Source organism: Serratia sp. NFX21 (assembly GCF_048517035.1).
GTDB classification, from domain to species: domain Bacteria; phylum Pseudomonadota; class Gammaproteobacteria; order Enterobacterales; family Enterobacteriaceae; genus Serratia; species Serratia quinivorans.
In genome coordinates this window covers 4,864,103-4,882,665 of sequence record NZ_CP183196.1, presented here as the reverse complement: position 1 = coordinate 4,882,665, position 18,563 = coordinate 4,864,103, and the positions used below count along the sequence as shown (strand labels likewise).

The 18,563-nt window shown below is 57.4% G+C and carries 15 protein-coding genes; 3 read left to right on the top strand and 12 right to left on the bottom strand.

What is annotated here, in order from left to right; genetic code table 11:
- Positions 1-102 precede the first annotated feature (102 nt).
- Entirely contained in the window at positions 103-1,074 is a 972-nt protein-coding gene (gene exbB / locus ACNT1W_RS22780; protein WP_012146910.1) for a tol-pal system-associated acyl-CoA thioesterase, read from the top strand.
- Positions 1,075-1,077: 3 nt separating this feature from the next.
- Positions 1,078-1,506 carry a TonB system transport protein ExbD gene (exbD, locus tag ACNT1W_RS22775; RefSeq protein WP_012146909.1) on the top strand — a complete coding sequence of 143 codons (429 nt, stop codon included), beginning with the start codon at positions 1,078-1,080 and terminating at the stop codon, positions 1,504-1,506.
- Between the two features lie 67 nt (positions 1,507-1,573).
- On the opposite strand, the gene ACNT1W_RS22770 is transcribed toward exbD, so the two are convergent.
- From ACNT1W_RS22770 to ACNT1W_RS22735, 8 genes are all read right to left on the bottom strand, one after another.
- The gene (locus ACNT1W_RS22770; protein WP_012146906.1) at positions 1,574-2,617 is read right to left on the bottom strand and encodes a substrate-binding domain-containing protein; all 1,044 of its coding nucleotides are present in this window, start codon (positions 2,615-2,617) and stop codon (positions 1,574-1,576) included.
- A 21-nt stretch (positions 2,618-2,638) separates the two neighbouring features.
- Entirely contained in the window at positions 2,639-4,048 is a 1,410-nt protein-coding gene (locus tag ACNT1W_RS22765; RefSeq protein ID WP_419246171.1) for a sucrose-6-phosphate hydrolase, read from the bottom strand.
- Positions 4,048-5,418: a sucrose-specific PTS transporter subunit IIBC gene (locus ACNT1W_RS22760; RefSeq protein ID WP_012146904.1), complete on the bottom strand. Its 1,371-nt coding sequence runs from the start codon at positions 5,416-5,418 to the stop codon at positions 4,048-4,050. Before ACNT1W_RS22760 ends, ACNT1W_RS22765 begins: the two co-directional genes overlap by 1 nt.
- Positions 5,419-5,483: 65 nt before the next feature.
- On the bottom strand, positions 5,484-6,893 hold the full coding sequence (locus ACNT1W_RS22755; protein WP_419246170.1) for a carbohydrate porin: 1,410 nt from the start codon (positions 6,891-6,893) through the stop codon (positions 5,484-5,486).
- Between the two features lie 215 nt (positions 6,894-7,108).
- Complete coding sequence (locus ACNT1W_RS22750; protein ID WP_012146902.1) at positions 7,109-8,038, bottom strand: aminoimidazole riboside kinase; 930 nt, start codon at positions 8,036-8,038, stop codon at positions 7,109-7,111.
- 176 nt (positions 8,039-8,214) lie between these two features.
- Positions 8,215-9,741 carry a p-aminobenzoyl-glutamate transporter gene (gene abgT / locus ACNT1W_RS22745; RefSeq protein ID WP_017893995.1) on the bottom strand — a complete coding sequence of 509 codons (1,527 nt, stop codon included), beginning with the start codon at positions 9,739-9,741 and terminating at the stop codon, positions 8,215-8,217.
- 104 nt (positions 9,742-9,845) lie between these two features.
- On the bottom strand, positions 9,846-11,297 hold the full coding sequence (locus tag ACNT1W_RS22740) for a M20 family metallopeptidase (RefSeq protein ID WP_419246169.1): 1,452 nt from the start codon (positions 11,295-11,297) through the stop codon (positions 9,846-9,848).
- On the bottom strand, positions 11,294-12,610 hold the full coding sequence (locus ACNT1W_RS22735) for a M20 family metallo-hydrolase (RefSeq protein WP_017893993.1): 1,317 nt from the start codon (positions 12,608-12,610) through the stop codon (positions 11,294-11,296). The genes ACNT1W_RS22740 and ACNT1W_RS22735 overlap by 4 nt, the downstream gene beginning before the upstream one ends.
- A gap of 271 nt (positions 12,611-12,881) precedes the next feature.
- Between ACNT1W_RS22735 and ACNT1W_RS22730 the strand changes: the two genes are divergently transcribed.
- Positions 12,882-13,778, top strand: a complete 897-nt coding sequence (locus tag ACNT1W_RS22730) for a LysR family transcriptional regulator (RefSeq protein ID WP_012146898.1) — start codon at positions 12,882-12,884, stop codon at positions 13,776-13,778.
- Between the two features lie 36 nt (positions 13,779-13,814).
- Here the strand turns inward: ACNT1W_RS22730 and ACNT1W_RS22725 are convergent, their stop codons facing one another.
- The 4 genes from ACNT1W_RS22725 to ACNT1W_RS22710 all read right to left on the bottom strand — a co-directional run bounded on the left by ACNT1W_RS22725 (position 13,815) and on the right by ACNT1W_RS22710 (position 18,416).
- A complete protein-coding gene (locus ACNT1W_RS22725; protein WP_419246168.1) occupies positions 13,815-15,962 on the bottom strand; it encodes a phosphocholine-specific phospholipase C in 2,148 nt (715 codons plus the stop codon).
- 122 nt (positions 15,963-16,084) lie between these two features.
- Positions 16,085-16,927 (bottom strand): NADPH-dependent 7-cyano-7-deazaguanine reductase QueF, encoded by an 843-nt coding sequence (gene queF / locus ACNT1W_RS22720; RefSeq protein ID WP_012146896.1) that lies wholly within the window; start codon positions 16,925-16,927, stop codon positions 16,085-16,087.
- The gene (locus ACNT1W_RS22715; protein WP_012146895.1) at positions 16,905-17,801 is read right to left on the bottom strand and encodes a queuosine precursor transporter; all 897 of its coding nucleotides are present in this window, start codon (positions 17,799-17,801) and stop codon (positions 16,905-16,907) included. The genes queF and ACNT1W_RS22715 overlap by 23 nt, the downstream gene beginning before the upstream one ends.
- A complete protein-coding gene (locus tag ACNT1W_RS22710; RefSeq protein ID WP_012146894.1) occupies positions 17,802-18,416 on the bottom strand; it encodes a helix-turn-helix domain-containing protein in 615 nt (204 codons plus the stop codon). It lies immediately after the preceding gene.
- Between the last annotated feature and the right edge of the window lie 147 nt (positions 18,417-18,563).

The following is an 18,563-nucleotide window of genomic DNA, read 5'->3' as shown; positions in this document are numbered from 1 at the left end:
TGGTAAATAATAATGAGAACTACTATCAATCCCTGATTGGTTTGATATGATCGCACGCTGAATTATTCCTCAATTTTGATCGGTAACGGGTGGAGGCACAGCGTGAAAACGGCTGGCAAGAATTTAAATCAAGGATCGTTCGGTCAGGGCCGGGCGCAATGGGGCCAGGCATTTGGCCGCGGTCTGTTAGCTTCAATGGTATTGGTAGTGGGTCTGGCCGGTAGCGCTCAGGCTGCTCCGGCGACTAATCCGGCCGTTACCCAGAGCGTTGCTCCGGCCTCTGCGCCTGCCGCAGCCGCGCCTGAAAGTATCACTCCGCTGAATCCGCAACCGACCATCCTGCCGCCGGAAACTCGCGGTATGGACCTGTCCGTCTGGGGCATGTACCAGCATGCGGACATCGTGGTGAAAATCGTGATGATAGGTTTGGTGCTGGCGTCTATCGTCACCTGGACCATCCTGTTCTCCAAGGGCAGCGAACTGTTCCGCGCCAAGCGCCGTCTGCGCCGCGAACAGCTGGCGCTGGCCAATGTGCGCTCGCTGGATGAAGCCTCCGAGCTGGCACAGAACTTCTCGGACGAGAGCATCAGTTCCGTATTACTGAATGATGCGCAAAACGAGCTGGAGCTGTCGGCAGAGTCTAACGACAACAACGGCATCAAGGAACGTACCGGTTTCCGTCTGGAGCGTCGCGTTGCGGGCTACAGCCGTAACATGGGCCGTGGTAACGGTTTCCTGGCAACCATCGGTGCCATTTCGCCGTTTGTCGGCCTGTTCGGCACCGTCTGGGGCATCATGAACAGCTTTATCGGCATCGCCCATTCGCAAACCACCAACCTGGCCGTGGTTGCACCCGGCATCGCAGAAGCGCTGTTGGCAACCGCATTGGGGCTGGTGGCCGCTATCCCGGCGGTGGTGATTTATAACATCTTTGCCCGTGTAATCAGCGGTCATCGCGCTCAGGTTGGCGACGTGGCTGCTCAGGTGCTGTTGCTGCTGGGTCGCGATTTGGATCTGGCCGCCACGGCACAAGCCAAACGTTCACAGCATTCACAGCAACTGCGGGTGGGGTGAGTTATGGCGATGCGCTTAAATGAAGATCTGGACGACAGCGGCGAACTGCATGAAATCAACGTGACGCCGTTTATCGACGTCATGCTGGTGCTGTTGATCATCTTTATGGTGGCCGCGCCGCTGGCAACGGTAGATATCCGTGTCGATCTCCCGGCTTCCTCAGCCAAACCGCAGCCGCGCCCGGAAAAACCGGTGTTCCTGTCGGTAAAAGCGGATAAGCAGCTGTACGTTGGCGAACAGGCGGTCAGTGCAGATCAACTGACGTCGGTGCTGGATCAGCAAACTCAGGCCAACAAAGAGACCACCATCTTCTTCCAGGCGGACAAGACCGTGGACTACGAGACGCTGATGAGCGTGATGGATACGCTGCGTAAAGCCGGCTACCTGAAAGTGGGGCTGGTGGGGATGGAAGGCACCGCCAAAGCGGGCTGACATCACCAACGATAAAAAAGGCGCTCAGGCGCCTTTTTTATTGGCCGAGTTTTTTACGAAGAAAAGCCTAAGGCTGGCCGAGCAATGCCTTCGAACCGGCGTGGCGCCAGTGGATGCTGCCCGGCAGGTACAGTGCGTTCTGCTCTAATGGCCGCTCGTCAATCAGCGCGCTAACCATGTCGAAACTGTGTTGGGCCAGGGCGCGGCAGTCTTGCGCCACGGTGTCGATTTTCAGCGTTAGTCCGTCGAACAGGTAGTGGTCGTCAAAGCTGCACAGATGCAGATCGCTTTCCATCAACTGGTGCTGATTCAGGTAACGCAGCACCCCTTCCAGCAGGCCGCAGGCGGCGGTAAACAGCGCCTTGGGCGGTCGGCCCAGTTGCGCGCAGAGTTGGGCGAACATCTCGTAGCCGGAGCTGGGGTGATAATTACCGTTGATGATCCACTCCGGTTTACACACCACCCCGGCACGTTCCAGACCGAGTTGGAAACCGGCCAGCCGATCGCGCGTGGGTGAAATGCGGGGTTGGCCGCCAAGGAAATAGAATTCGTCCGGATGCTGGCGTGCGACGTTTTCCACCAGCGTGGCGGTCGAGGTCAGCGAGTCGGTGATCACCAGCGGCAGGTCGGAGCCGACGATCAGCCGGTCCATCTGCACCACCGGCAGGCCAGCGTTAATCTTTTGGTATTCCGCATCGTTAAGCTGGCTGGAGGCGACAATCAGACCGTCGACCTGGCGTTGTACCAGACTGTTCACCGCCATCATTTCCTGCGCCGGGTTTTCATCGGTACAGGCGATCAGCAACTGCAAACCGGCCTCGCGGCACAGGGTTTCCAGCTCGCGTGAAATCACCGCAAAACCGTAGTTGGTCATTTCCGGCACCACCAGCCCCAGGGTATGGCTGCGGGAAGAACGCAGTGAACGGGCGTGGAAGCTGGGCTGGTAGTGGTGCTCACCGGCCAGTGCCAGGATACGATCGCGGGTGTCGTCGGACACCCGATATTCCTTGCTGCGACCGTTAAGCACCAGGCTGGCGGTCGATTTCGACACGCCGGCCAGTGCGGCAATATCACTGATGGTAATGCGTTTATTTTTTTTCACTGACGGCATCTGAATTCATCGAAGGATGCGTCATTCTAGCATGCATGGCGTCAGCGACCAGTGCTCGAGCGCCAGTTGGGTTTTACCGCTCAGGTGCAGTTGTGGTTGCGGCCCGGGGAAGTAGCGTGCGCTCATCACTGCCTCGCCGTGGTTGATAAAAATCTCCACGCTGGAGCGGTCAAACAGGATCTGCAGCTGGCTCAGGTTGCCGCGCCAGTAGCGATGTTCCGGTTGCCCGTTACGCAGATTATTGCGCGTCAGTCGTAGCAAGGCACCGTCCCAGAGCAGCGTCATTGCCCCGCCAAAATCGGCGCTGAATGCCCCTTCTGGCGTTAGCAGCAGTTCCGCGCTGCCGACGGGCCAACATGGCGCTTCGTCGGCGATCCCCTGCCATTGCCGGCTTTCACCGCGCAATTGTTGCAGTTCGCGCGCCGGTTGTTGGTAAAGCTTGCCCTGATGCAGCGACAGTTCGCGCGGGCAGGTCAGGATGTGGATCCAGCCGTACTGCAGCGTCGGGTGATAATCTTCGTCCTGCTCCGGCACGCCCATCCAGGCGACCAGCAACCGGCGACCATCTTCGGCCTGGGTGGTCTGCGGCGCATAGAATTCGAAGCCGAGATCCAGCTCGTGGAAGGCGCCATGTTCGAAAGTGGCCTGCCGATAATCCAGTTTGCCAGTGAAATAGCCCGCCTGATAAACGTTGAGATACTGTTCGGCCTGCGCCGCCAGCCCCTGTGGGCAACAGATCAGTATCTCGACCCCGTCCAATGTGAACAGGTCCGGGCATTCCCACATATAGCCGAAATCGCCGATGCCGTTCAGCTGTGAACCGGCAATCTCTCCCAGCAACTGCCAACCGCGCAGATCGGCGGAGCGCAACAGCAGCACTTTGCCACGGTCTTGCAGGTCGCGAGCGCCGAGCACCATGTACCAGTCGTCCTGATGACGCCAAACCTTCGGATCGCGCACGTGGCCGCTATAGCCCGGCGGTAGCGGTAATACCGGGCCGAGTTTGGCATAGCCGCCCTGGGCATTTTCTTGCGCCAGGCACTGGTAGGCGGTGCGGGAGCCGTCGGGGTATTTGACGTTGCCGGTATACGCCAGCATGATTTTGCCGTCCGCCACCACTGCCGATCCGGAATAACAGCCGTGGCTGTCGTAGCAGGCTCCCGGCACCAGTGCCACCGGCTGATGCTGCCAGTTGACCAGATCCGTCGACTGCCAGTGGCCCCAACACTTGTTGCGGTGATCGCAACCCAGCGGGTTCCACTGATAAAACAGGTGGAAGACGCCGTTATGCTGAATGAATCCGTTGGGATCGTTGAGTAACCCGACGCTGGGCGCCAGATGCCATGCCGGGCGGTGCGGCGCACGCAGTACCTTTGGCATGTCGCGCATCAACGCCTGAACGGCCTGTTTCATCAAATTCAATTCTTCCATTATTCGCTGTCCGTTTTGTATTTCAGCAGCAACGAGATAATAAAGGCGCTGCCGAAGGCGATCACCAAACCAATGATATAGCTGACCAGCGAACTGGCCTGCACAATGGCCATCCCCGGAATTGCCGTCAGCCCGACCGCGTTCATGCCGACGTGATTGGCCACCACCCAGGCACCGCCGAGCGCACCGCCGGCCAGCGCCGCCAGGAAGGGTTTCACAAAGCGCAGGTTAATGCCGAACAGCGCCGCTTCGGTAATGCCGAGCATGGCGGAAAAGGCCGAAGGCACCGCGATGGCTTTGATCTTGGCGTCGCGGGTTTTGAAATAGACCGCCAGACAGGCACCGCCCTGAGCGATATTGGCCATCGACCAGATCGGCAGCAGGAAGTTAACGCCGATATTCGGGTTGCCGAGCAGTCCGGCTTCGACGGCATGGAAACTGTGGTGGATACCGGTGATGACGATGGCGGAATACAGGCCACCGAACAGCAAGCCGGCAAACCAACCGGCGTGGGCGATCAGCGTGCTGAGCACCAGCGAGATGCCATCACCCAGCGCGCGACCGGCCGGGCCGATAAACAGCATGGCGACGAAGCCGGAGATCACCACCGTCAGGAACGGCGTCAGGATCAGATCCAGCGAATTGGGGATCACTCTGCGCAGCTGTTTTTCCAGCATGCTCATAAACCACACCGTCAACAGCACCGGGAACACCGTGCCCTGATAGCCGATCATGGCAATCTGCAACCCGAAGAAATCCATGGTGTGAAAGCCGCTGGCGACGCCCCAGGCGTTGGTCAGAGCCGGATGGGTCAGAATGCCGCCGAGCGTAGCGCCCAGATAGGGGTTACCACCAAATTCACGCGCGGCGGTGAAGCCGATCAGGATTGGTAAAATAATAAATGCCGCTGAACTGAACATATCCAGCATCACGAATACGGCGCTGTTGGCATCGGCCCAGCCGTAGGTTTTCACCATGCCGAGCAGGCCCATCAGCAGGCCGGAGGCGACGATAGCCGGGATGATTGGCACAAAGATATTCGACAGCAGGCGGGCAATGCGCTGCAGCGGGTTGAGTTTTTTCGCCGCGATATCGGCGGCCTCAGACTTGCTGGACTCGCTGACGCCGGCCGCCTTGATAAACTCCGCGTGCACCTTGTTGACCAGCCCGGTACCGAAAATCACCTGGATTTGCCCGGCGTTGCTAAAGCAGCCTTTCACCCCTTCCAGCTTGCCGATCGCCACTTTGTCCACCTTGCTGTCATCGAGCAACACCAGGCGCAAGCGTGTGGCGCAGTGGGCGGCACTGGCTATGTTTTCTTTGCCGCCGAGCAACGGCAATAGCGCGTTAGCGGTTGCGGTAATGTCCATGTTCACTCCCTTAATCAATAAAAATGCCGCCGCGGAATTTCGCGGCGGAAATCAGTTCATCAGCGTCAGAAGAAGTACTTGAACCGGGCACGTACGCCGTAGCGCTGATCGTTGCTGGAGTTGGCAATTTTGTTATCTGCATTGGCCTCCAGCATCGAGACGTAGGCCCCGAGATACAGGTTAAAGTTCTTCATATTCATGATGTTTGGTATTTGGTACGAGGCATGAATGGTATGAATATCATATTTGCCCGGCTCGCTGAGCGGGTTGCTGATGTCGGCGCTCATACCGGCGGTATTGAACTCTTTGATGTTGTTGTGGGCATAGATGTAACCCACTTCAAAGCGACGCCACAGTACGTTGACGCCGGCGGTCAGGTCCTGCTCGCCGGAGGCGTCCAGGTAGGCGGTGCTCAGGTTGGCAACCACGCCGTTGTCCGGGTTGGCGGCGGTGTTGTTCCAACTGAGAGTCATGCCGTAGCCGTTACGTTTGGACTGGTCGACGAATTGCCCCTGGCTGTCGTGATAGCCGTAGGCATTGTTGACCACGTTGCTTTCCATCGCCACCGCCGCGCTGAGCTGGTCTTTTTTCCAGGCGATCACCGGCCGCAGGTAGGCGACATTTTTCTTATTATCCAGGCTATTGCCGTGGTAGGCGTCGTCCTGGAACAGGGAGGTACCGTCCTCCACCAGCGTATTGAGTTCGAAGTAGAAGTTACCGGCATACTTGCTCAGCATCAGGTTGCCGCCGCTGCTGCTACGCCCACGACCTTCTTTCATCATGTAGATATAGCCGAAGCCATCGGCATACAGATCGTTGGCGGTATTGCCGGAATACTGGATGAAGGTGTCCTGATTGAGCGGGAACATGTCGTAGGCTTCAAAACGGCCAATCTTGGTCTGCCAGTTCTTTTCGTTACCGAAGAAGAAGGCGGCATCGTCGAGGTTCATTTTACCGGTCATGTCGGCCAGCGGCTGCACGCTGAAACCGGAGAAGTTGCCGTCCGGGTTGCGTCGGTAGCCGTCTACGCCGACCAAAATGCGGCCGTTGATATCCCAACGTTCTTTGTTGCCCGGCTTCCAGTCTTTGTTGTCGCTGCTTTTCAGCGAGGTGAGCTGGCCGCTGCGGCTGGCGCCGTCCAGGTTGAACTCGACGTCGCCGTACAGTTTCAGGTCGGTTAATCCGGTGAGTTGCAGCTTGCCGGCCGGGGCGGCGTGGGTTTCCAGCGTCGCGGTGCGCTGAACAACCTGTTGGGTTTGCTGCTCGGTGTTGGCGGTGCGTAATTCCAACTGTTGTGCCTTGCGTTCCGCCGCCGTGGCACGCGTTTCCGCCTGGACAGCTCGCTGCTCGGCCTGTTGCAACCGTTGTTCCAGCGCATTCAGACGGGCTTCGATACTGGTATTGGTACCAGTCGCGGCCGCAGAGGTAGAGATGAGAAGCCCTGTAGTGACTGCCAGATAGCCAAGTTTTTTCATGATTTTCTATCATCCGGGGTGGTTGTTATTATTTTTTGCTAAATTGCTAAACCGGTTTTTCAGGATGAAAGATAGTGAGTTGAGCGACGGCTGGCAATCAAGTTTGCTAACCCGATTCAGCTATTGTGATCAAGTCCGCAAATTATGTTCCGGAGATGAAAAGTGGGGAGGTACCCAATGCCCTGTGGCATTGGGCCTGACTTACAGCTATCGGGTTAGCGTCGCAGGAAGTCCTGCAACTCGTCGGCATGCGGCAGGGCGGTCATAGCGCCTTTGGCGGTGGTGGCCAGCGCCCCGCAGGCCTGGGCCTGGGCGATCACTGCCGGCCATTGGGCTTCCTGCGGTAAAGCGCCCAGGTGTGCCAGTGCGGCCAGCAGACCGGCGACAAAGGCGTCACCCGCACCGGTGGTATCGACCGGGGTGATTGAAGGGGCGCGGAAATGGCGGATCTGTTTGCCGTCATGCACGCAGACACCGTCGCCGCCCAGCGTCACCAGCAACAAACGCAGTGGGTAGCGCTGCATCATCCAATCGATACCGCTCTCCAACTCGCCGATATTGCTGATAAAACTCAGTTCTTCCAGCGAGATCTTCACCACGTCCGCCAGCAATAACGCCTTTTGCAAGCAGGGGCGCAGCGCTTCCGGCTGGCGCCAAACGTCTTCACGAATATTTGGGTCAAAGCTGACCCAGCCACCGGCCGCCTTGATGTTCTCCATTGCGGTGAAGGTGGTGCTGCGGCTGGGTTCCTGTGACAGAGCGATAGAGCAGACGTGCAGCCATTCATCCGCTTTGAAATCAGGCAGATCCTCGGGTTGCAGGAACAGATCGGCGCTTGGGCTGACCATGAAGGTGAAGGAGCGTTCACCCATCAGATCAAGATCCACCACCACGGTAGAGGTGTGGTGGTCTGGATCCTGTGACATATGGCCGATGTCGACCTGCTCTTCGCTCAGTACCTGCTGCAGGAAAGCGCCGAAGCTGTCCCGGCCTACCCGGCCGATAAAGGCGCTGTTGCCGCCCAGGCGGGCGATGCCGACTGCCACATTGGCCGGAGCGCCACCGGGGCACTTAAGGTAACTGTTTGAATTTTCAGGTACCAGGTCGACAACTGCATCACCCAGCACCCATACGCGATTAACCATGTTCGATCCCCGTTTTCATCGGTGTCTGATGGCGAGCTAAAATAGAAGAACCGGTTTAGCAAAGCAATAAAATAATGTTTCGAGTAGCGAAAGGAAGGGGTAAAGAGTAGCGACAGCGAGCAAAAGCGCAGGAGGGAATGCCCGCCCTGGTGTGGTTCAGGGCGGGGTCAGCAGGGTTATCCCATCTTTGGATAAACCCCCGGGCCAATCGGCAGGCCGAGCGCGTACCAGGCCAGCAGCAGCAAAATCCACACGGCAAAGAACACCAGCGGATACGGCAGGATCAGCACGTAGTAGGTGCCGAGCTGGGCGTCTTTGCGGTAACGCTGCAGGAAACCGAGGAACAGCGGCAGGAAGGGGGACATCGGTGCCAGCGGCAGCACCGAGGAGTCGGCGATGCGGAAAATCATCTGGGCGAACGCCGGATGAAAGCCCAGCAGCATAAACATCGGTACAAAGATCGGGGCCAGAATCGACCAGATGGCAGAGCCACTGGCGATAAACATGCACAGGAAGGCCGAGAGGAACATCAGCCCGAGAAACGCGGGGGCACCGCTCATACCGGCGGCCTCCAGCATATCGGTCAGGCCGATGGCCATAAACTTGCCCATGTTGCTCCAGTTAAAGAACGCCACGAACTGCGACAGCGGGAACACCATCACGATAAAGCCGGCCATGCTTTTCATCGGCTCTATCAGGTGGTTGGGAATATCGTCCGGCCGTTTGATCTGTTTGGTGACCACGCCATAGGTAATGCCAACGGTGAAGAAAAACAGGATGATGATCGGCACAATGCCCTTAATAAACGGCGATGGGATCACCGAGCCGGTTTTCGGATCGCGCAGCGGGGCCGCTTCGGGTACCACCAGGGCGGCGATAATCGCTATAAACACCAGCGCGGCAATGCCGCTCATCATCAGCCCACGGTTTTGTAGTGGGGTTAGCGTCTCAATTTTGTCCTCGGCGCTGCCCTGCCATTTGGGCAGACGCGGTTCGATAAACTTATCGGTCAACAGCGCCCCGGCGAAGGTCAGCACTACGACCGAGGTGGCCATAAAGTACCAGTTGTCGATCACGCTGACGTGAACGGCGGCGTCCACCGCCTTGGTGGCCTCGGTACTGATGCCGGAGAGCAGTACGTCGGTGGTGACGATCAGCAGGTTGGCGGTAAAGCCGGAGGCAACCCCGGCAATCGCGGCCAACAGCCCGGCCACCGGGTGGCGGCCCACGGCCAGAAACATCAGCGCGCCGAGCGGTGGCATCACCACCAGTGCGGCGTCAGAAGAGATATGGCTGAAAAAGGCGATAAACAGCACCAGATAGCTGGCATAGCGGGCGCTAACGCGTGAGGCCATCTTGTACATCAATGCCTGTAGCAGCCCGACCTTTTCGGCCAGCCCGGCACCGATCACCAGCGCCAAAATTGCACCCAGCGGGGCAAAACTGCTGAAGTTATGAATGATATTCGGGAAGATCCACTGCATGCCCGCCACGCTCATCAGGTTATTTACCTTGATCAACTCGCCGGTGGCCGGGTTTTTTACCGCCATGTCGAGCCAGGAGAACAGCGCGGTAGCCAGCATTAAAACAACGATTAAATAGACGAACAGTAAAAATGGATTGGGGATTTTATTCCCGATGCGCTCTACCCAGTAAAAAACGCGACCGGGGCTTTTATTGGCTGAAGTTGTGACCTCACTCATTGTCTTACCCTCTGTGTTTGTCCTGTTGTGTTTATTTTTTATTATTTGATTTAATTATAATTATTATTACTGGCCCGCTATTGCGGGCCTTGGCAGCATGGTGGTTACTTTAACGGTGAAGGCCTGATGTCTTTAGGGATCGGGCAGCTATAAGGCTGTTCGGCGCGCTGGCGTTCGAACTCGCGGCGGCAGCCCGCCAGCAGAGCGCTGTCGCTCAGCAGTTCGACGGCGGTGGCTGCCATCACCTTGCCGGCCAGGCACATGCCTTTGTGGGCGATCGAAGTGCGACCCTGTGCCACCAGTTGCCAGGTGTGCAGCGGAGTGCCGAACGCAAAGCAGGGGCTGAAGCACTGGGCGGTCGGCGCGACCCAACTGACATCGCCGACGTCGGTAGAGCCGTACAGTAGATCTTCCGATGCCACATAAGGGGCTACCTGATCCATCAACACCTTGTCGCCCAGATTCTGAACCCACTCGCGGCCCGCCGCGCCGCCGGTACGGGCGATATTTAACCTGGCATTACGCAGGTCGTCTTTGTTGAGCGTTTGGCGGATTTCCGTGGCGAATTTGCGTTCCGCCTCACTGTATTCCGGCAGGCCGAAGTCGCAGACATAGCGATACATCACCTGCTCCATGCTGCGGTTTGGCACGTAGTTGGAGCAAGCCTTGTCGAAACGCACCGTCATCTGGGTATCGGTCATCAGCGCTGCGCCTTTGGCGATGTTGATCACCCGTTGGTAAATATCCTGCGCCTGATCGAGCTGTGGCGCGCGGATCAGGTACAGCACCTCGGCATCGGCTTGCACCACATTGGGTGAACTGCCACCGGTATTGGTGACGGCATAGTGCAGCCGGGCTTCCTGTACGATGTGCTCACGCAGGAAGTTGGCACCGGTGTTCATCAGCGTAACCGCATCCAGCGCGCTGCGGCCAAGATGCGGTGAGTTGGCGGCGTGAGCAGCGATGCCCTTGAACTGAAACGCCGCCTGAATGTTGGCCAAAGTGCTGGTATTGAACATGCCGCTGAAGCCTTCCGGATGCCAGGTGAGGGCGGCATCAACGTCATCGAACAGGCCTTCACGCACCATAAAGGTTTTGCCGGAGCCGCCTTCTTCACCCGGGCAGCCGTAGAAACGCACGGTGCCGGACAGGTGCTGCTGTTGCATCCAGGCCTTCACCGCGAATGCCCCCGCCAGCGCGGCGGTGCCCAGCAGATTGTGGCCGCAGCCGTGGCCGTTGCCGTTTTCCACCAGCGGCTGCGGCGTGGCGCAGCCGGCCTGTTGGCTCAGTCCGGCGAGTGCGTCGTACTCGCCCAGCAGCGCGATCACCGGCTGGCCGCTGCCGTAGCTGGCGATAAACGCGGTTTCAATGCCGCCAACGCCGCGCTCAAGCCGAAAACCTTCCTGCTCCAGCGCGTCGGCCAGCAGATTGGCAGAATAGGTTTCGGTAAAGCGCGTCTCCGGGTGATCCCAGATGCTGTCGCTCAGTGCGCTGAACTGCGGCTGGTGTTGGTCAATGTACTGATTGATAAACGTAAGCAGTTGCGGGTTACTCATGCTTTGCTCCCAAAGGTCGGCAGGTTCAGTGCCAGCGACGCCAGCGTTTTCACCGCCACCGCCATCACCTGTTCGTTAAAATCGAACTTTTCGTTGTGGTGCCCGGCGCTCAGTTCGGTACCGAAAATCACGTAAGAGGCCTGCCCGCCGTGGGATTTCACCCGTTCCATCATATAAGTGGCGTCTTCGGAACCGGCGGCCTGCTCGCGGCGATCGACGACCGAAGTCAGTTCGGCTATCTCCTGCGCCTGGCGGTGAATGTAGTCCACCCAGGGCTGGGTCGGTTTACTGCTCTGCGCTGCACCCATCAGGGCGATGTCGTATTCCACGCCGTGCATTTTGGCCGCGCCTTCGATCACGTTCAGCGCCTGCTGGTAAACAAATTCGTTGATGGCGTTGGTGGCCCCGCGGGTTTCCACCTTCATAAACGCCCGATCGGCAATCACGTTGCGGCCGGTTCCGCCCTGCAGCACGCCGACGTTAATGCGTGAGCTGCCCTCGCTGTGGCGTGGGATGGCGTACAGCCCCACGGTGGCCTGCGCCGCCGCCAGCAGGGCATTACGGCCGTCCTCCGGTTTGGCACCGGCGTGAGAGGCAACGCCACGGTAGGTGACGTCCAGCTTGCTGGTGGCCATAAAGCTGTCGCTACCGCACACCAGTTCCCCGGCCGGTACGCCGGTGCCGATGTGTACGGCGGTGAAGAAATCCACGTCGTCCACCACGCCGGCTTCCACCATGGATTTTGCGCCACGAGTGCCTTCTTCTGCCGGCTGGAAAATCAGTTTGATAGTGCCGCTCAGCTGCGCTTCCAGGCTCTTGAACACCCGTGCCAACCCCAGCCCAATGGTGGTGTGGCCGTCATGACCGCATGCATGCATCATGCCGCTGTTGCAGGAAGCGAAGCCTTCACGGAACGGCAGGTGATCCGGCTGGAGTTTTTCGTTGAGATCGAGCGCATCCATGTCAACGCGATAGGCGATCACCGGGCCGGGGCGGCCGGTGTCCAGCGTGGCGACAATACCGGCGAAGCCGCCGGAAAAGTGTGGTAACCACTTATCCAGTGCCCCCTGTTCGCGGGCGCGCTGCTCCTGTTGCTGCAGAGCTTCGGCGGAAGGCAACCCCATGCGGGCATCGGCATTAATGACTTCGCGGCCCAGTTGCAGGCGGTAGCCCAGCCGATCCAGTTCTTCCGCCACCAGCGTAGCGGTGCGGAACTCAAACCAGCCGGATTCGGCATAGCGGTGAAAGTCGCGGCGCCAGGCCTGCAGTTGCGGGGATAAATCTGACACCAACATCGAAAGCGGATTATTCATTGGGAGATCTCATTGGTTATCGCGCCCAGGCAAACGCCGGGCAGCAGTGGTGCGCTGAACTGAGGTCAGACGGTGGAACTGTTTAATGAAAAAGACATATTTAGTGACTAACTGCCGTGAAATGCGCTTATTGGCGCAGAAAATGCGTTTAATTAAGCGAAATAAGAATTTGGTTATTTATTATGTTTTTTTCGAATGTACACAATGGAATCGGGCTAAATAAGATGCCAATATCTTGCTATTGATAAACAATGGTTATCACCATTCGCCTATGCCAGCCTCAATAAAATTGCACCAATTACGTGCGTTTGTAGAAGTCAGCCGTCAGGGCAGTATTCGCGCCGCCAGCCGGACTTCACAGCTTTCGCAGCCTGCGCTGACCAAGTCGATTCAGGAGCTGGAGACGGTGCTGGGGGCCAAGCTGTTTATCCGCCGTAGCCAGGGCGTGGTGCTGACCGACTGCGGCGATAACTTTTTCCAGCATGCCAGCCTGATCCTCGAAGAGCTGCGGGTGGCGCAGGAGGATATCCAGCAACGGCTGGGGCTGGCGGGCGGCTCAGTGAATATCGGCGTCGGCGGCAGCATTGCGCGCACCGTGATGCCGCAGGTGATTAATCAGTTCCACCGTGAATATCCAAAGGTCAAAGTGCGGATTGTCGAAGGGCAACTGGTGTCGATGATCCCGGAACTTCGCCAGGGTGAACTGGATTTCACGGTCAATACCTATTACCCCAGCAGCCTGGACAATGAATTGCAGTACGAACGGCTGATGGAGAAAGAGTACAAGGTGGTGGTGCGCAAGGGGCATCCGATGGAGGGGGCGACGTCACTCAGGCAACTGCAGCACTGCGACTGGACCATGCCGACGCCAAAGGGCAGCTACTACCGGCTACTGCACGACTTGTTCGGGGATTTGGGAATGGCGCCGTCTATCAGCGTCACCTGCGAGACTTTTATGGCCTGCACCAGCCTGGTGGCGCAGAGCGACTTTGTCAGCATTCTGTCGGTAGATGTGATCTCCGACCCGATATTGGGTAAACATCTGGTGCCGCTGGCGCTGGAGGAGAGCCTGCCAAAAGCGACGTTTTATCTGATCCAGCGTAAAGACACTACGCTGACGCCGATGGGCGCACACCTGGCGCGCCTGTTCCGCTTGTACTGCCGCTAAAGGGCATTCTCTTTTTGAACACCCTGCACGGATATCTCAGACCTTACCCATTAACGGATCGCTGACGCTGTGGTCGCCGTTCTCCAGCCGGCCTGCCAGTCGGCGTTGCCAGCCCTGTGCCCCCTGCAGTGAAAGATCGTACCAGCCACCGCTGGATTTGGTAGCAAAGGCCTGCTGATGGCGGCCACCCGCCGGAAGTTCAATCTTCCAGGGGCCTTTTTGCGTATAAGGGCAGCGGACGATGGTCACCGTTGTTGCCTGGCTACCCGCGTTGGTTAGCGTTAGCGATAAACGATCGCCCTGCGGGGTGAGTTGCACTTCCGGCTGCGGCTGTTGAACGCTGCCACCCAGCTCACGATGAAAACCGTTGGGGCCTAGCAACCACAGGTGGTAGCGATCTGCCGTTAGCCAGTTATCACTGACCGCTTTACCGGCCTCGACGGTATAGCGCCGTGGGATCTGCTCCAGACTCAGCAGGTCATACACATGAAAGACCGCGCCCTGTTCGCCAGTGTTGTACAGGTTGAGCGTCAGCATTTTTTGCTCGGGGTTGCTGCTGGCCTCAACGTGCAGCTGGTAAGGCAGCGCACGCGATGGGCGTGCCAGTCGCGACTGATGCGGTAACTGTTGCCTGTCCACCGGCGGCAAGGGCACCTGCGGTAACTGTTCCTGTCGCTGGCGCAGGTTATCGGCGGCGTGGCGACTGGTGGTGGGCAGACGAGGCAAGGTTTCCTCATTAGGGTCGACAAAGTTGAAGGCCGAAGTGAGGTCACCACAGACCGCCCGTCGCCAGGCGCTGATGTTCGGTTCATGCACCTGGAAACGTTTTTCTAAAAATTGCAGTACCGAGGTGTGGTCGAATACCTGTGAATTGACCCAGCCGCCACGGCTCCAGGGAGACAGCACCAACATCGGCACCCGTGGGCCGGGGCCATAGATACGGCCGTCCGGTGGGGGTTGCTCTTGTGAACCGGGTGGGGCGACATGCTGAAAGATTTCGCTGTCGAACGGCACCGTCGATTTACCGGCGAAGCTGCCGTCTTCGCGCAGTGACGGGGCTGAGGGCGAAGGCATATGGTCGAAGAAACCGTCGTTTTCGTCGTAATTGACCAGCAGCACGGTCTTGCTCCACACCTCCGGGTTATCCGTCAGCGCATTGAGGATCTCCTGGGTAAACCAGCCGCCCTGCACCGGGCTGGAAGGCCCGGGGTGCTCCGAGTAGGCCGCCGGGGCGATAATCCAGCTTACCTGCGGCAGCTTGCCCTGCTGTACGTCGTTACGAAAGCCGGTCAGCATCGCATCCAGATCGTTGCCGTCGGCTGCTGGCAGCGTATTGCCATTGCCCTTGTACAGCGGGGCTTCAACGTTCAATTCATCGCGATAGGGTACAAAGGCGGTGAAGTCTTTTGGCGGCTGTGCCGGGTTGCCGACCTTAACGCTGGCGGCACGGTACTGGCGGAATCCCGCCAGTGGGTTGTCGGTGAAGTTATCAGGCAAAAACTGATAGACCTTCCAACTGACGCCGCCGGCCTCCAGCCGCTCCGGATAGGTCTGCCACTGGTAGCCGACTTCCGCCGGGCCGGGGCTGTCCCACTCGTTGACCACCACCGCGACCTCAGCCGCCGTCGGGCCATTGGTGCCGGTCCAGTGGAACAGGCGGTTGGTGTTGGTGCCGGCGTGGATCGAGCAATGATAGGCGTCGCACAGGGTGAAGGTTTCGGCCAGCGCAAACTGGAACGGCAATTCGTGCCGACGGTAATAGCCCATCGAGGTGGGCGTTTTATAGGTCGGCCAGGCGCTCATGCGGCCGCTGTCCCAGGCGGATTGTTCATCTACCCACGAATGCGGCGTGCCGCTTACCCGTTGGGCATTGCCGCGCTTGCTGTCGAGATGATAGGGCAGCACCAGCCGATGTTCCCCCTGCTGCTGCCAGACGTGGCGGCCGCCGGGCAAAGGAATGGTGATGCGATCGCTAAAGCCGCGTACGCCGGGCAAGGTGCCGAAGTAATGGTCGAAAGAGCGGTTTTCCTGCATCAGGATCACCACGTGTTCGACATCGTTAAGAGTACCGGTGCGATTATTGGCGGGGATTGCCAGCGCTTTGCGGATCGAGGCGGGTAACAGTGAAAAAGCCGATCCGATGGCGGCAGCCCGCAGTATTTCTCTGCGCGAAAAATCAGGCATGCGTCGTTAATCTCCCTGAGGGTTGTTTTGAAGATAGTTGTTAACGACGGTAATGGCGAAAAATAACAAACAGATGACGGGGAGAAATAATGCCCCCGGGCGGGGGCATGACAAGTGGAGCGTTATTGCCTGATCAAACGGCCCAGGGTCGGCGCCGTTTCAAAATCGCTGCGGAACGGGTTGATGTCCAGACCGCCGCGGCGGGTATAGCGGGCGAACACGCTGAGTTTCTCCGGCTGGCAGCTTTGTTTGATGTCGTTAAAAATACGCTCGACACACTGCTCGTGGAACTCATTATGCTGGCGGAAGGAGATCAGATAGCGCAGCAGGCGCTCGCGATCGATTTTACGGCCCTGATAGTGGATCACCACGCTGCCCCAGTCCGGCTGATTGGTCACCAGACAGTTGGATTTCAGCAGGTTGGAGGACAGCGTCTCCGTCACTATTTCCGCCTGTTCGCTGGTGGCACCAATCAGATATTCCGGTTTGAAATCAAAGTCATCCACGGCGATATCCAGGTCGTCGATATTGATGCCCGGCAGGGCGTCGATCTGCGCTGAATAACCGTCCAACCCCGGATACAGCTTCACCCCAACCTGACCATTGGCGGCCTGCGACAGATCTTTTTGCATCGCGGCGCTGACCTGTTCCACGCTGTCGAAGCGCGTCTGGTTAAAGCTGTTGAGATACAGTTTGAATGATTTGGACTCGATCAGGTTGGTGGACGAATGGGGCAGGGTAAATTCACCAATGCCCACCACCGGTTTGCCTTTGGCGTTGAGCCAGGAAAGTTCGAAGGCGGTCCACAGGTCGAAGCCGCTGAATGGCAGTTTGCGTTCATCCACGCCGATCAGATCGCGACCGCGTGCGCGCGGCAGGGCTTCGAGCAATTCGGGAGCATACTGGTCCGGATAATCGGAGTTGGCGCCAAGATGGGTGATTTTATCTTGTTTTTTGATATGCATATTCATTGCTCCTTGCAAGATCGGTATTGATATAACGGTTAAACAGGCTACGGGCGGCGTATATCGGCCCGACGCCCACCAGGGCGTAGACCACCTTAATCAGGAACTGCGACAGGATCATGGTTTTGATGATGTCCCAGCTCAAAACGTTGTAGAACGCCAGGGTACAGAACACCAGGCTGTCGATGGCCGAGGCCACCACGGTGCTGGTGATTACCCGTACAAACAGATAGCGGGAGTTGGTCAGCTCTTTTATTTTGCACAGCAGCCAGGAGTTGACGTTCTCGGAGATCAAATAGGCGGCAGATGAGGCTACCAGCACCGCCATGATGCTGTGGACGATACCGTCATAAGTCTGGCTGAACTCCCACTGCGGAATGCTCGGTACCAGCGTGGTTGCCCAAACGCCCAGCACAAAAATCAGGTTGGCCATAAACGAGATGATAATGGTGCGCCTGGCCAGCCGCAGCCCATAAAATTCGTTCAGAATATCCACCAGGATAAAGGTCAGGGGGTAAATAAATATCGCCGGGGGCGTGATGATGTTCAATGCAGCAATTTCAATCGGTTTGACGCCGCACAGGGTTGAGAAGATATAAATCACGCTGAGCGCCACGGTAATAATCAGATAGGCATACCAGGAGCGTTCATGACGATCGCTGAGCTCATAGGCGGTTTGCTGCTGATTGTTGCCGTAGATTTTGCGATACAGCGCCTGTAGCTCATGGCGGCTCAGATCTTCCGATATATCGCTGTCGGCCAGTTCATTGAGCCCCATGGTAATGGTTTTGCCGGTGGCTAATACCATGACATTGGCAGCCAGAGTGCCATGTCGGGTAAAGCCCAATAGCTTGAACTTTTGATTCGGTTCCATTTATAGCCTTTCTCCAAAGATATAACCCAGGAATTGCACGGTATCCTGATGATTTTTCTCCATGCTGCTTTCTTCTTTGTCGTTAACCACAAAGAAGCCGTATTTTCCCGAGTGATACAATAAAGGCGAATCGCAAACTAATACCGGCGGGCGTTTTATAATAATGACCTCGCCTGGGATAAATGAACCTTTTATTTCGGTCTCTATGCGCATTGCTACCATATTTGACTCATCGCCGAAGAAATAAGTCAAAGGGAACTCTGTGACCAGTTGGCCGATCTTCTTGCCGGCAACCGCTAAATAACGCGACTGCGGAATAACAGGAATTGCGGAAGGATTTTTATTGCCTTCGGTGGACAGGGTTTCATTGAGCAGCTCCAGTTTTTCCAGATCATAGTCTTCGATCTCTTCGCAGGAAACGCCGAAGAAATCTGAAATCCGGTTAACCGTGGCTTGCTGCACATTGTTGACCCGTCCATCGAGGATCTTGTAGATAGTGGTACGCGTCAGGCCAGTACGGTTAGAGAAGGATGCCTTGGTTTCGCCACGGGTGCGCATCAGATATTCAATATTCTTAATGATGTTGCTTTTGCGCTGGGCGTTAGTGGTCTTCATAAGCATTCCTTACAATATTCTGGCCGGCTTTACTATATCGTACGCGCTGACATTGTCCAGAATTGCCATTGGAAGAGGGAGGGTAACCGGCTGATTAATCTTTGAAAACGTATGTTAAACGGCTCCGTATCACCCCTAATGATACTT

What these genes read in the sequence shown, in the direction of transcription:
- exbD (WP_012146909.1), top strand. Translation starts at nt 1,078, where the DNA reads ATGGCGATGCGCTTAAATGAAGATCTGGACGACAGCGGCGAACTGCAT.
- ACNT1W_RS22770 (WP_012146906.1), bottom strand. Translation starts at nt 2,617, where the DNA reads ATGCCGTCAGTGAAAAAAAATAAACGCATTACCATCAGTGATATTGCC.
- ACNT1W_RS22765 (WP_419246171.1), bottom strand. Translation starts at nt 4,048, where the DNA reads ATGGAAGAATTGAATTTGATGAAACAGGCCGTTCAGGCGTTGATGCGC.
- ACNT1W_RS22760 (WP_012146904.1), bottom strand. Translation starts at nt 5,418, where the DNA reads ATGGACATTACCGCAACCGCTAACGCGCTATTGCCGTTGCTCGGCGGC.
- ACNT1W_RS22755 (WP_419246170.1), bottom strand. Translation starts at nt 6,893, where the DNA reads ATGAAAAAACTTGGCTATCTGGCAGTCACTACAGGGCTTCTCATCTCT.
- ACNT1W_RS22750 (WP_012146902.1), bottom strand. Translation starts at nt 8,038, where the DNA reads ATGGTTAATCGCGTATGGGTGCTGGGTGATGCAGTTGTCGACCTGGTA.
- abgT (WP_017893995.1), bottom strand. Translation starts at nt 9,741, where the DNA reads ATGAGTGAGGTCACAACTTCAGCCAATAAAAGCCCCGGTCGCGTTTTT.
- ACNT1W_RS22740 (WP_419246169.1), bottom strand. Translation starts at nt 11,297, where the DNA reads ATGAGTAACCCGCAACTGCTTACGTTTATCAATCAGTACATTGACCAA.
- ACNT1W_RS22735 (WP_017893993.1), bottom strand. Translation starts at nt 12,610, where the DNA reads ATGAATAATCCGCTTTCGATGTTGGTGTCAGATTTATCCCCGCAACTG.
- ACNT1W_RS22730 (WP_012146898.1), top strand. Translation starts at nt 12,882, where the DNA reads ATGCCAGCCTCAATAAAATTGCACCAATTACGTGCGTTTGTAGAAGTC.
- ACNT1W_RS22725 (WP_419246168.1), bottom strand. Translation starts at nt 15,962, where the DNA reads ATGCCTGATTTTTCGCGCAGAGAAATACTGCGGGCTGCCGCCATCGGA.
- queF (WP_012146896.1), bottom strand. Translation starts at nt 16,927, where the DNA reads ATGCATATCAAAAAACAAGATAAAATCACCCATCTTGGCGCCAACTCC.
- ACNT1W_RS22715 (WP_012146895.1), bottom strand. Translation starts at nt 17,801, where the DNA reads ATGGAACCGAATCAAAAGTTCAAGCTATTGGGCTTTACCCGACATGGC.
- ACNT1W_RS22710 (WP_012146894.1), bottom strand. Translation starts at nt 18,416, where the DNA reads ATGAAGACCACTAACGCCCAGCGCAAAAGCAACATCATTAAGAATATT.